The sequence below is a fragment of the Planococcus soli genome (genome assembly GCF_016881065.1).
Taxonomy (GTDB): domain Bacteria; phylum Bacillota; class Bacilli; order Bacillales_A; family Planococcaceae; genus Planococcus; species Planococcus soli.
The window spans coordinates 520,098-533,986 of the sequence record NZ_WXYN01000051.1; the positions used below are offsets into that span (position 1 = coordinate 520,098).

General features: G+C 45.0%; 10 protein-coding genes. All 10 read left to right on the plus strand.

From position 1 onward, the window contains the following. The first annotated feature begins 137 nt into the window (after nucleotides 1-137). The 10 genes from rpsB (at nucleotide 138) to GJB59_RS17370 (ending at nucleotide 13,783) form a co-directional block, all read left to right on the plus strand. Entirely contained in the window at nucleotides 138-854 is a 717-nt protein-coding gene (rpsB, locus tag GJB59_RS17325; protein ID WP_142826560.1) for a 30S ribosomal protein S2, read from the plus strand. Nucleotides 855-943: 89 nt separating this feature from the next. Further along, nucleotides 944-1,828: a translation elongation factor Ts gene (tsf, locus tag GJB59_RS17330; protein WP_142826559.1), complete on the plus strand. Its 885-nt coding sequence runs from the start codon at nucleotides 944-946 to the stop codon at nucleotides 1,826-1,828. An 81-nt stretch (nucleotides 1,829-1,909) separates the two neighbouring features. Then, nucleotides 1,910-2,635, plus strand: coding sequence for a UMP kinase (pyrH, locus tag GJB59_RS17335; RefSeq protein ID WP_006828253.1), 726 nt, complete (start codon nucleotides 1,910-1,912; stop codon nucleotides 2,633-2,635). Further along, nucleotides 2,635-3,192 (plus strand): ribosome recycling factor, encoded by a 558-nt coding sequence (gene frr, locus GJB59_RS17340; RefSeq protein ID WP_142826558.1) that lies wholly within the window; start codon nucleotides 2,635-2,637, stop codon nucleotides 3,190-3,192. Before pyrH ends, frr begins: the two co-directional genes overlap by 1 nt. A gap of 152 nt (nucleotides 3,193-3,344) precedes the next feature. Continuing rightward, nucleotides 3,345-4,136 (plus strand): undecaprenyl pyrophosphate synthase, encoded by a 792-nt coding sequence (gene uppS, locus GJB59_RS17345; protein WP_142826557.1) that lies wholly within the window; start codon nucleotides 3,345-3,347, stop codon nucleotides 4,134-4,136. Beyond that, entirely contained in the window at nucleotides 4,133-4,924 is a 792-nt protein-coding gene (locus GJB59_RS17350; protein ID WP_142826556.1) for a phosphatidate cytidylyltransferase, read from the plus strand. Before uppS ends, GJB59_RS17350 begins: the two co-directional genes overlap by 4 nt. Before the next feature lie 16 nt (nucleotides 4,925-4,940). After that, the gene (gene dxr / locus GJB59_RS17355; protein ID WP_142826555.1) at nucleotides 4,941-6,086 is read left to right on the plus strand and encodes a 1-deoxy-D-xylulose-5-phosphate reductoisomerase; all 1,146 of its coding nucleotides are present in this window, start codon (nucleotides 4,941-4,943) and stop codon (nucleotides 6,084-6,086) included. A gap of 117 nt (nucleotides 6,087-6,203) precedes the next feature. Next, nucleotides 6,204-7,463, plus strand: coding sequence for an RIP metalloprotease RseP (gene rseP, locus GJB59_RS17360; RefSeq protein WP_142826554.1), 1,260 nt, complete (start codon nucleotides 6,204-6,206; stop codon nucleotides 7,461-7,463). A 101-nt stretch (nucleotides 7,464-7,564) separates the two neighbouring features. After that, the gene (locus tag GJB59_RS17365; RefSeq protein ID WP_142826553.1) at nucleotides 7,565-9,268 is read left to right on the plus strand and encodes a proline--tRNA ligase; all 1,704 of its coding nucleotides are present in this window, start codon (nucleotides 7,565-7,567) and stop codon (nucleotides 9,266-9,268) included. Nucleotides 9,269-9,475: 207 nt separating this feature from the next. Then, nucleotides 9,476-13,783 carry a PolC-type DNA polymerase III gene (locus GJB59_RS17370; protein ID WP_142826552.1) on the plus strand — a complete coding sequence of 1,436 codons (4,308 nt, stop codon included), beginning with the start codon at nucleotides 9,476-9,478 and terminating at the stop codon, nucleotides 13,781-13,783. Nucleotides 13,784-13,889 lie beyond the last annotated feature (106 nt).

The following is a 13,889-nucleotide window of genomic DNA, read 5'->3' on the forward strand; positions in this document are numbered from 1 at the left end:
AAGGGGAAGCATGGTATAATTTCAAATGGTGTTAAATACACACGCATTTCGATTTGAGTCGCAGGTGCCCAACAGGGTAACGGTTCAGAGAAGAAAAATGCGGAGGGAAAAAATAACCTATCAGGAGGAAACATATCATGGCAGTAATCTCAATGAAACAATTGTTAGAAGCTGGTGTACACTTTGGCCACCAGACTCGCCGCTGGAACCCGAAAATGAAAAAATATATCTTCGTGGAACGTAACGGCATCTACATCATCGATCTTCAAAAAACAGTCCGCAAATTGGAGGAAGCTTATAGCTTCATGAAACAAGTGGGCGAAGAAGGCGGTAAAGTACTTTTCGTTGGTACGAAGAAACAAGCTCAGGACGCGATCAAAGAAGAAGCAGAACGTTCTGGCAACTACTACATCAACCAACGTTGGTTGGGTGGAACACTTACGAACTTCGGTACAATCCAAAAACGTGTGAACCGTTTGAAACAAATCGAGCGCATGGAAGAAGATGGAACTTTTGAAGTTCTACCGAAAAAAGAAGTTGTTCAGTTGAAAAAACAACACGAACGCCTTGTTAAATTCCTTGGCGGTATCCGTGACATGAGTTCACTACCGGACGTAATGTTCGTAGTTGATCCACGTAAAGAACGCATTGCAGTTGCAGAAGCAATGAAATTGAACATCCCTATCGTTGGTATCGTTGATACAAACTGTGATCCGGATGAAATCGATTATGTTATTCCTGCAAACGACGATGCAATCCGTGCAGTTAAATTGTTAACTGGTAAAATGGCGGACGCTTTGCTTGAGTCAAAACCGGAAGAAGAAGAAGAAACTCAAGCTGAATCTGCTGAGTAATTCGTAATTTACACAGGTGATAAGCGGCCAACCCCACTTATCACCTTTTTTTGAGAAAATGCACCAAATTATAGAGGAGGAATTTAATCATGGCAGTTACAGCACAAATGGTAAAAGAATTGCGTGCAAAAACAGGCGCAGGTATGATGGATTGTAAAAAAGCTTTAGTGGAAACAGACGGAGATATGGAAGCGGCTCTAGATTTCTTGCGTGAAAAAGGCCTTTCAAGCGCTTCTAAAAAAGCGGACCGCATTGCAGCTGAAGGAACAACTTCAATTCTTGTTAAAGAAAACGAAGCGATTATCTTCGAAGTAAACGCAGAAACTGACTTTGTTGCGAAAAACGAAGGCTTCCAGACACTTGTAAAAGAGTTAGGTGAGCACTTGATCACTACAAAACCGGCTACAGTTGAAGAAGCTAACGCTTCAACAATGTCGAACGGTTTGACAGTTGCAGACCACATTTCAAACGCAATTGCTAAAATCGGTGAAAAAATCACTTTGCGCCGCTTTGAGATCCGTACAAAATCAGATGCTGACGCTTTTGGCCCTTACCTTCACATGGGTGGACGCATTTCAGTTCTAGTGGTTCTTGAAAACTCTACTGATTCAGATGCTGCACGCGACATCGCTATGCACATCGCTGCATTAAATCCTAAATACGTTTCACGCGACGAAGTTTCTGCTGACGAAGTAGAACATGAACGCAAAATTTTGACTGAGCAAGCATTGAACGAAGGCAAGCCAGAAAAAATCGTTGCTAAAATGGTTGAAGGCCGCCTTGGCAAATATTTCGAAGACATCTGCTTGCTCGATCAGGCGTTTGTTAAGAACTCAGACCAAAAAGTTCGCGATTTTGCAGCTTCTACTGGTGGATCTGTTAAAGAATTCATTCGTTACGAAGTTGGAGAAGGCATCGAAAAACGTGAAGATAACTTTGCTGATGAAGTTATGAGCCAGGTTAACAAAAAATAACATTGTTTATTATATGATTTATCTTGGGGAACACGAGAATGTGTTCCCTATTTTTCAATAAAAGTGTAATGGAGGGTACCGATGAGTGTTCAGCAATATAAACGCATTGTATTAAAACTAAGTGGTGAAGCAATGGCAGGAGGACAAGGTTTCGGTCTGTCCCCTGAAATTATCAAATCAGTAGCAAGCCAGGTAAAAGAAGTGGTTGAACTTGGAGTGGAAGTTGCAGTCGTAGTAGGCGGCGGCAATATTTGGAGAGGCAAAGTCGGTTCCGAAATGGGAATGGACCGTGCAACAGCTGACTACATGGGCATGCTGGCAACAGTTATGAACTCGTTGGCTTTGCAGGATTCCCTGGAAAAACAGGACGTGGAAACACGCGTTCTTTCTTCCATTGAAATGCGCCAGGTCGCTGAGCCTTACATCCGCAGAAGAGCTATTCGCCACCTGGAGAAAAAGCGGGTTGTCATTTTTGCAGCTGGTACTGGAAATCCTTATTTTTCAACTGATACAACAGCAGCTTTGCGCGCGGCCGAAATCGAAGCCGATGTCATTTTAATGGCGAAGAACAATGTTGATGGCGTGTATTCAGCTGATCCGAAAACGGATTCCACTGCTGTGAAATATGAAGAACTTTCTTATTTCGAAGTGATTCAACAAGGCTTGCAAGTGATGGATTCAACAGCTTCCACACTTTGTATGGACAATGATATCCCACTCGTAGTATTCTCAATTATGGAAAATGGAAATATAAAACGGGCTGTACTCGGAGAAAAAATCGGGACAGTAGTGAGGAGAACAATATAATGCCGAAATCAGTGATGAATGACACTAAATCTAAAATGACCAATGCAATCCAGGCTTTTTCCCGTGATCTGGCTTCTATCCGTGCTGGACGTGCAACTCCATCTATTCTGGACAAGTTAACGATCGATTATTACGGTGCTCCAACACCGGTCAATCAAGTAGCAGGCATTTCGATTCCTGAAGCTCGTTTGATCATGATTCAGCCGTATGACAAATCGGTTCTTGGCGATATCGAGAAAGCCATCCTGAAATCTGACCTGGGCCTAAGCCCGTCAAACGATGGATCAGTCATCCGATTGGCAGTTCCGGCTTTGACGGAAGAACGCCGCAAAGATCTTGTGAAACAAGTGAAAAAAGAAGCAGAAGAGGCGAAAGTCGGAATCCGCAATATCCGCCGCGATGCCAATGATGAGTTCAAAAAACTGGAGAAGAAAAGCGAAATTACAGTTGATGACTTGCGTGGCTATTCGGACGATGTTCAGAAATTGACAGATGACAACATCTCGAAAATTGATGAAATGGCTAAAGATAAAGAAAAAGAGATTATGGAAGTTTAAATCGAACTTCATTTCATGTCTGGCGTCCTGTTAAGCAGGACGCTTTTTCATGCCAAAAAATAACACAGTCTCTTGAAAGAAGCGCACAATGCCGTTTTTTTTGATATGATAAGCATTAGACATGCCGATTTGCAATAGGTGGAGGACTAACTATGTTTAATAAACTATTAAAACGAAATACTGATTTGGTCTTGGAAAGCGGAGATCGCTCAGTTTTGATTTCAAACGAAGCCGTTCCGGCTCATATTGCGATTATTATGGACGGCAATGGGCGCTGGGCAAAAAAACGTTCACTTCCAAGAGTTGCAGGGCATCACGAAGGAATGAAGACTGTCCGCAAAGTGACCAAGCTTGCCAATGAACTTGGCGTCAGCGTGTTGACTTTGTATGCATTTTCCACTGAAAATTGGAAGCGCCCAAAAATCGAAGTGGATTTTTTGATGCGCTTGCCGGAAGAATTTTTGACAACTTTTCTGCCGGAATTGATTGAAGAAAACGTTCGAGTAGAAATGATGGGATATCATCATAACTTGCCATTGCATACGCTCAGAGCCATAAAAAAAGCAAAAGAGGCGACAAAAGACAACACAGGGCTTGTGCTGAATTTTGCTTTGAATTATGGCAGCCGTGCAGAGATTGTAGATGCTGTTAAAGATATAGCCGCACAAGTTGCTGCGGGTACGCTGGACGTTTGTGATATCAACGAAGACCTTATTTCCGGAGGGTTGATGACCAAAGATCTGCCAGAACCGGATTTGCTGATCCGCACAAGCGGCGAAGTCCGTTTAAGCAATTTTATGCTTTGGCAATTGGCTTATACTGAGTTTTGGTTCACGGAAACCTTGTGGCCCGATTTTAATGAAGATTCTTTGCTGGAAGCGATTGAGATTTACCAGAAACGCAATCGCCGGTATGGAGGGTTGAAAGGGGACGAAGTGAAATGAAACAACGGATCATAACAGGTGTCATTGCAGCAGCTCTTTTCATCCCTTTTGTTATTTACGGCGGTATTCCATTTATTTTATTGGTTTATTTATTGGGTACGGTGGCATTGCAGGAACTTTTGAAAATGAAGGGCCGGAGTTTACTGAGCATTCCCGGCCTTATTTCTCTGTTGGCGCTTTACGCATTCATGCTTCCTGATCAGTGGGCGGTTCGCGTTTATGAGTGGACAGGCTATGAAAAAGTTGAGTTTGCATTTTTAGCTGTCATCCTTCTTTTAATACATACTGTAATTGTGAAAAATAGCTTTACTTTCGACGATGCCGCTTTTGCTGTTTTAGGAACTTTATATGTCGGCATCGGTTTCTTTTATTTTATCGAAACGCGTGAAGCCAGCCTCAGTGTATTGATTTTTGCATTGCTGGTTGTCTGGTTTACTGATTCCGGCGCTTATTTCACAGGACGCAAAATCGGGAAACGAAAACTATGGCCAGAAATTTCACCAAACAAAACGATTGAAGGGTTTGTGGGCGGAATCGTTTGGGCAATCGGATTTGCGCTTGTCTTCAATTATTTCATACCATTAAACCACTCTGTTCTACTCATTATCATTGTAACAATCATTGCCTCGGTCTTTGGCCAGATGGGCGATTTGGTGGAGTCTGCGTTGAAGCGCCATTTCAACGTAAAAGACTCAGGCTCAATCCTGCCTGGACATGGAGGGATTTTGGATCGCTTTGACAGCATCTTATTCGTTATGCCCTTGCTTCATTTTTTACATTTCATCTAAGAGAGGAAATTGCTGAATGGTTAAAAAAATAATCCTGCTGGGCGCTACCGGTTCCATTGGAGTGCAGACAGCCGACATTATTCGCGAACACCCGCAAGAATTTTCGTTAATTGGATTTTCTGCTGGAAAAAATATGGACATTACCCGCAAATTAATTGCTGAATTCAATCCTGAGATTGTCTGTGTGCAGCAATTGCAGGATTCCAAGAGCCTGGCTGCTGAGTATCCTGCTGTGTCATTTGTAGCTGGCGCTGAAGGATTGACGGAAATTGCTGTTTATGACGCAGATATTCTGGTTAATGCTGTGCTCGGCAGCGTGGGTCTAGAACCGACACTGGAAGCGATAAAACTTGGCCGTACAATTGCGATTGCCAATAAAGAAACTCTGGTGACAGCAGGCCACTTGGTCATGGACAGCGCAAAACAATACGGAGCAGTCGTTTTGCCGGTAGACAGCGAACACTCAGCCCTCTTCCAGGCACTGAACGGCGAAAAGAAAGATCAGGCCAGCCGATTGATCCTAACTGCTTCCGGGGGCAGCTTCCGTGACTTGACGCGAGAGCAGCTAACAAACGTTACCGTTCAGGATGCATTAAATCATCCGAACTGGTCAATGGGGTCGAAAATCACGATTGATTCAGCCACCATGGTCAACAAAGGACTGGAAGTAATTGAAGCACATGTTCTGTTTGACTTTGCATATGCAGATATTGATGTGGTCCTTCACCGAGAAAGCATCATTCATTCCATGGTTGAATTCCATGATACAAGTGTGATGGCACAGCTCGGGACACCGGACATGCGCGTGCCGATTCAATATGCCTTGTCTTATCCGGATCGCCTGCCGCGTCCCCAAGCAAAGCGATTGAACTTGGCTGAAATCGGAAAGTTAAATTTCCAGGAAATGGACTACAAACGTTTCCGTGCTTTGCAGCTGGCTTTTGATGCCGGCATCGCCGGAGGGACAATGACGACTGTTCTAAATGCAGCAAACGAACAGGCAGTTGCTTTATTCCTCAATGAAGAAATCAAATTCCTGCAGATTGAGGAAATGATTGAGCGTGCCATGGATCAGCATGAAGTTTTGTCGAATCCGGATTTGGAAACGATTTTGCATGTCGATTCTGAAACAAGAAAATCTGTAAAAAACATGCTAAAATAACTAAAGATCAAAACCGAATAAGTTTATCCTGCTTTGACGGTAATTGAATCAACTAACACTTAGTGGGCGCCAGATAAGTCCGCCGAGCGAGTTTCTCTTTAAAAGGGTGGGTTCATAATGGAAACAGTTATATCGTTTATAATAATTTTCGGTGCTTTAGTATTTTTTCATGAGTTTGGCCATTTTCTTTTCGCAAAACGAGCAGGCATTTTAGTCCGGGAATTTGCGATAGGAATGGGTCCGAAAATTTTGGGCATTACCAAAGGAGAAACACTTTACACCTTGCGTTTGCTGCCGATTGGCGGCTATGTGCGCATGGCAGGCGAAGATATGGATACTATCCACCTCCAGGCAGGCCATCGCATCGGCGTTTTGTTAAACAAAGAAGGCAAGGCTAAAAAGATCATCATGAACCAAAAGCATGTTTATCCAGAAATCCTGTTTCTTGAAGTAGAAGAAGCAGATCTGGAAAAAGACCTATGGATTAAAGGCTACGATGAAGATGAAAAACTGGTGCGTATTGAAGTGGCACGCGATGCGGTTGTAGAGGAAAATGGCAGGGAAACCATTTTGGCTCCTTATGACCGCCAGTTCGATTCAAAATCAGTTGGAAAGCGTTTTATGACGATTTTTGCAGGACCGCTCTTCAATTTTATCCTGGCGTTTCTGATTTTTACGGCGCTTGGCATGATGCAGGGCGTTCCGACTTTTGAACCTGTCATTACCGAAGTGACAGAAGAAAGTCCGGCAGCAGAAGCTGGAATGCAAAATGGTGATCTGGTCACTGAAATTGAAGGGAATCCGATTGGCACATGGGACGAACTGGTTGAGTCGGTTCAGAGCAATGCCGGCAACCCGCTTGATTTTAATGTTGACCGTGACGGTGAGCTGTTAAACTTCACTATTACACCTGAAATTTCAGAACAATCCCCTGAAAAAATCGGTGTTATTGGCGTACTTTACCAAAGCCCGGTTGAAAAAGATTTTCTCGGGTCTTTTGTCTACGGTGCTGAGCAAACCATCTTTTGGTTCAAGGAAATTTTCCGATTGTTGGGAATGCTGGTAACAGGACAATTTACGATTGATGCCTTGTCAGGTCCGGTTGGAATTTACAAAACGACAGAAGAAGTCGCGCAATATGGATTCTTTACTTTGATGAGCTGGGCTGGCATGCTCAGCATAAACTTAGGAATCATGAACCTTCTGCCGCTTCCTGCACTTGACGGAGGACGTCTAATGTTCTTCATTCTTGAAGCAGTGCGCGGCAAACCGGTTGATCGGCAAAAAGAAGGAATGGTTCACTTTGTTGGAATCATGCTCCTGATGCTGTTGATGATTGTCGTCACTTGGAACGATATCCAAAGGTATTTCTTTTAATATAAGCGATGGGGCATTACCGGACAGGCAGTCAACTTTGCCTGTCCTGAACTTTTAATTCATCAATAAAAATTCTATAGTCAGTTGAGGTGTATTCTGGAATGAAACAAACAGCAACTTTTATCCCAACTTTACGCGAAACTCCCGCCGATGCAGAAGTGAAATCGCATCAGCTCTTGTTGCGTGCAGGCTTTATCCGTCAAAACACCAGTGGCATCTATTCGTTTCTGCCGCTCGGCAAGCGCGTCCTTCAAAAAGTTGAAAGCGTAATCCGTGAAGAAATGGAAGCCGCCAACAGCGTTGAAATCTTCATGCCTGCACTTCAGCAGGCGGAACTGTGGCAGGAATCCGGACGCTGGTATTCATATGGCGACGAATTAATGCGTTTGAAAGACCGCAATGACCGCGAATTTGCACTGGGGGCGACACACGAAGAAGTTATTACGAGCCTCCTGCGCGATGAAATCAAATCGTACAAGAAGCTCCCTTTGAACCTCTTCCAAATACAATCAAAGTTCAGAGACGAAAAGCGCCCACGTTTTGGTTTGTTGCGGGGACGTGAATTCCTGATGAAAGATGCTTATTCTTTCCATGCTACTACTGAGAGCCTGGATGAAACATATGACGTTATGATGCAGGCATATACCAACATCTTTACACGTCTTGGCTTGAATTTCCGGGCAGTCATAGCGGATTCGGGTGCCATTGGCGGAAAAGACAACCATGAATTCATGGTGCTGTCGGAAATTGGCGAAGACACGATTGCCTATTCAGATACATCTTCTTATGCAGCCAATATCGAAATGGCCGCAGTTAACGTTTCCTACCCAGTTTCAAATGAAACCCCTAAAACGATGGAAAAAGTGGCGACACCAGGCAAAAATACCATTTCTGATGTAGCAGAATTCCTTGGAATCTCTGCTGAAAAATGCATTAAAACGCTTGTGTTTAAAGCTGACGAGGAATTGGTCATTGTTTTGGCAAGAGGCGATCATGACATCAATGACGTTAAAGTCAAACATGCAACAGGTGCCAAAGTGATTGAAATGGCGACGCCGGAAGAAGTTCAGCAATTATTGTCTTGCGATATCGGCTCGCTTGGCCCAATCAACCTGCCAGAAGACGTTCGATTGTTTGCAGATCATGCAGTCGAAACTATGGTCAACGGAGTGACGGGAGCCAACGAAAGCGGTCATCATTATAAGAACGTCACTCCTGGAAAAGACTTTACGGTTCCTGCCTATCATGACCTGCGCTTTGTTCAAGAGGGCGATGCTTCTCCTGACGGACAAGGGACAATCCAATTTGCTAAAGGCATCGAAGTCGGTCACATCTTCAAATTAGGCACGACCTACAGCATTCCGCTGAAAGGCACATTCCTGAACGATCAGGGCAAAGCGATGCCATATATCATGGGGTGCTACGGAATCGGCGTGTCTCGTGTCATGGCAGCAATTGCTGAACAGTTCCAGGACGACAATGGCTTTACATGGCCGGATGTTGTAGCTCCTTATGAGGTCCACCTGGTGCCGGTTAATGTTAAAGACGATGCACAGCGCGGGCTTGGAGAAGAGCTGTACACATTGCTGAAATCCAACCGCTACGAAGTGCTGCTCGATGACCGCAAAGAACGGGCGGGCGTAAAATTCACGGATGCAGATTTGATCGGTTTGCCGATCCGCATCACCATCGGCAAAAAAGCGTCTGAAGGAATCCTGGAAGTCAAAATACGGCGGACCGGTGAAACATTCGAATGGACGCGTGAAGAATTGCTCGATCAATTGCAGCAGTTTTTTAAAAAATAACAGCAAAATCTGATATGATGAAAGGAAAGTACATTATGTACTTTCCTTTCTTTTTCTGCTCGCTTTTGCGAAAAAATGCCTTATATAGTTTTCAAGAAGTTGCAGCTTTACATTCATTAGTTCAACATATAAATTGCTCAAGTTCCAATGCCAATAAGGCAACAGGCATTTACGTTTACTTAAATCACTACCATGAAGGGGATAATTATGACAAACCAGCAAGATCCTAAGATGCGCTTTAAATTGCTGCTTCAGCATCTCGACTTAACGGACGATGTCCATATGCCCTTTTTCGAAGAGGCTGAACTGACTCGGATGACCGTCCACAAAAAAGAGCGGTCCTGGAAATTTCTTGTGAAAGTGAAAGGCATCCTACCAATCGAATTGTACCTATTATTAAAGCAACGTTTGTATAGCACCTTTTCTCCGATTGCTTCGATCCAGTTGAACATTGAGTCTGCTCAGGAAACGGTTCAAGAAGAGCTGGTCATGGGTTATTGGAAATATGCCGTTGAAGAACTGGCAGACATGGCGCCGCCGCTGCGCGATCGGCTCCTGTCACAGGCGCCCGTATGGAACGGCAATAAGCTGATGCTGCAGTGCAATCACCAGCACGAAATGATGGCATTGAAATCCAAATACAGCGACAAGCTGGCAGGAGTCTATCAGCAGTTTGGTTTTCCTCACGTTGCGATCGATTTCCAACTGTCGGACGAAAACCAGGAAGCCGCTCATGAAGCGTTCATGGCCGAACGCCTAAGAGAAGAAGAAGAAATGGCGAAAAAAGCGCTGTCCGATATGAAAAAACGGGAAACAGACCGGAAAGAAAACGGTGCTCCTGCGGGGCCATTCCAGATGGGGTCTGCCATCAAACCGGATGAAACCATTTCCGAGATCAAATCCATTGTTGATGAAGAGCGCCGCGTAACGATCGAAGGCTATGTTTTTGATGCAGAAGTGAGAGAGCTTCGAAGCGGGCGTTCCTTGTTGACGGTTAAAATCACCGATTATACGGATTCGATTCTTGTCAAAATGTTCTCACGTGACAAAGAAGATGCCGAGCTGATGGCAAATGCCAAAAAAGGCATGTGGCTGAAAGCGCGCGGATCGATCCAAACCGACACTTTTGTGCGTGATTTGGTGATGATGGCGCAGGATATGGTCGAAATCAAACCCGAGCTTCGCCGGGATACAGCTGAAGAAAAGCGGGTTGAGCTGCATCTGCATACGCCGATGAGCCAAATGGACGCAGTTTCGTCTGTTGAGTCGTTGGTCAGCCAAGCCGCTAAATGGGGGCATCCGGCCATCGCTATTACGGATCATGCTGGTGTCCAGTCGTTTCCGGATGCCTATGCTGCAAGCAAAAAACATGGCATTAAAGCCATTTTTGGCCTGGAAGCGAATTTAGTGGATGATGGTGTGCCGATTGCCTACGAAGAGCGCCATGCTTTACTCGAAGAAGAGACTTTCGTGGTGTTCGACTTGGAGACAACTGGATTGTCTGCTGTTTACGATACTATCATTGAGCTTGCTGCAGTGAAGATCAAAGGCGGCCAGATCATTGATAAGTTCGAGAGCTTTGCGAATCCGCATCACGAATTGTCGTCCACGACGATTGACTTGACCGGAATCACCGATGATATGGTCAAAAATGCACCGGAAGTGGAAGAAGTGATCCGCAAATACCACGAATGGGCAGGTGACCATATTATGGTCGCCCACAATGCATCTTTTGATATGGGCTTTCTGTATGTCTGCTATAAAAAGTTCGGCATTGATACGAAGCACGCGACCATCGATACATTGGAATTGGCACGTATGCTTCATCCAGAGTTGAAAAATCACCGGTTGAATACATTGGCCAAAAAATTCGGCATTGAATTGACCCAGCATCACCGTGCCATCTATGATACCGAAGCGACTTCGTATTTATTGACTTATTTACTAAAAGAAGCCGATCAAAAAGGCATCCTGTATCATGACCAACTGAACGATTATGTCGGCAGCGGCGATGCTTACAAGCGTTCGCGGCCAACCCATTGTACGCTGTTGGCGCAAAATGATGAAGGGTTGAAAAACCTTTTCAAACTGGTCTCTGCGTCGCATATCGATTATTTCTACCGAGTGCCGCGCATTCCGCGTTCGCTTCTTCAAAGACACCGCAAAGGTTTGCTGGTCGGTTCCGGCTGCGACAAAGGTGAAGTTTTTGAAGCTGTCATGCAAAAGTCGATGGAAGAAGTCGAAAAGACAGCGCAATTCTATGATTATTTAGAAGTTCATCCAAAAGAAGTTTATTCCCATTTGATTGAACGCGAAATGATTCGCGATGAATGGAATTTGGAAGACATTATCCGCAAACTCGTGAAAATCAGCCGCAAGTTGGAAATTCCGCTCGTGGCCACCGGTAATGTTCATTACTTGGACGAGACAGATGCGATTTTCCGTCAAGTGCTGATTGGATCTCAAGGCGGGGCAAATCCTTTGAACCGCCACAAATTGCCGAAAGTGCATTTCCGTACGACCAGTGAAATGCTGGATGCTTTCGATTTTCTTGGCAGTGAAACAGCACATGAGCTTGTAGTAGCGAACTCGGTGAAAATTTCTGAGATGATTGATGTTGTGAAGCCGATCAAAGATGAACTGTACACGCCTAAAATCGAAGGCGCTGACGAAGAAGTCAGGGAGTTAAGCTATGGCATGGCTCACCAAATTTACGGTCCGACTTTGCCTGAAATCGTGGAAGCCCGTATTGAAAAAGAATTGAAATCCATCATCGGGCACGGATTTGCGGTAATCTACCTGATTTCGCACAAACTCGTTAAAAAATCCCTGGATGATGGCTATCTGGTCGGTTCCCGTGGTTCGGTCGGTTCTTCGCTGGTTGCGACATTGACGGAAATCACAGAAGTAAACCCGCTGCCGCCGCATTATATTTGCAGAAAATGCAAAAAATCGGAGTTTTTCGATGACGGTTCCGTCAGCTCTGGATTTGATTTGAAAGACAAAAATTGTCCGGATTGCGACGTGCCCTATCAAAAAGAGGGGCAGGACATACCATTTGAAACGTTCCTAGGATTCAAAGGGGATAAAGTTCCCGATATCGATTTAAACTTTAGCGGTGAATATCAGTCGAAAGCCCATAATTACACGAAAGAATTATTCGGGGAAGACAATGTGTTCCGTGCTGGGACCATCGGAACGGTTGCTGAAAAAACAGCCTATGGCTATGTGCGCGGCTATGCGAACGACCGGGAGATGACGCTGAGAGGCGCTGAAATTGATCGCCTTGTACAAGGCTGTTCGGGCGTTAAGCGAAGCACCGGACAACATCCAGGGGGAATTATCGTTGTTCCGGACTACATGGACATCTACGACTTCTCTCCGATTCAGTTTCCGGCAGACGCCCAGGATTCAGAATGGAAAACGACTCACTTTGATTTCCATTCGATTCACGATAATTTACTGAAGCTGGATATACTCGGGCATGATGACCCAACCGTTATCCGCATGCTTCAGGATTTATCCGGCATCGATCCGAAGACTATTCCAACAGACGATCCGGAAGTCATGAAAATATTCGCCGGTCCAGAATCGCTTGGAGTCACCAAAGAGCAGATTGGCTGCAAAACCGGAACATTGGGCATACCGGAATTTGGCACGCGCTTTGTGCGCCAGATGCTGGAAGAAACAAAGCCGAACACATTCTCGGAGCTCGTCCAAATTTCCGGACTGTCCCACGGGACGGACGTCTGGCTGAGCAATGCGCAGGAACTGATCCAAAACGGAACTTGCCAGCTGTCCGATGTCATCGGCTGCCGGGATGACATTATGGTCTACCTGATTTATCAGGGGCTGGAATCTTCATTGGCATTTAAAATTATGGAGTCTGTCCGTAAAGGGAAAGGCTTGACGCCGGAATTCGAAGAAGCGATGAAAAAAGAAGGCGTACCAAACTGGTATATTGAATCCTGCAAAAAAATCAAGTATATGTTCCCGAAAGCCCACGCTGCTGCATATGTATTGATGGCAGTACGGATCGCCTACTTTAAAGTGCATTTCCCGGTTCTTTACTATGCAGCTTACTTTACGGTTCGGGCGGAAGATTTTGATGTTCAAGCGATGGCCAAAGGGTCCCATGCCATCCGAGCCAAAATTGATGAAATCAATGCCAAAGGATTGGAAGCATCGACAAAAGAGAAGAACTTATTGACGGTCATGGAACTGACGCTCGAGATGGTGGAACGCGGTTTTACATTCCAGAAGGTGGATCTGTATAAATCATCTGCCGACCAGTTTATCATTGACGGCAACAGCCTGATTCCGCCGTTCAATGCCATTCCGGGATTAGGGACCAATGCCGCAAAATCCATCGTTGCTGCGCGCGAGCACGGAGAATTCCTGTCGAAGGAAGACCTTCAGCAACGGGGCCGTGTTTCGAAAACAATCATCGAATACATGGACGATCTTGGCTGCCTCGAAGGGATGCCTGAGGCCAACCAGCTGTCGTTGTTCTAGCCAGTTGCACCATGGCGCCATTTGTGGTATTATTGTAGTAACATTTACTGATAGCTCTGTCGCAGAAGAGTGGGTTCTCCCGCTCTTTTCTGTTTGTTATGGCATA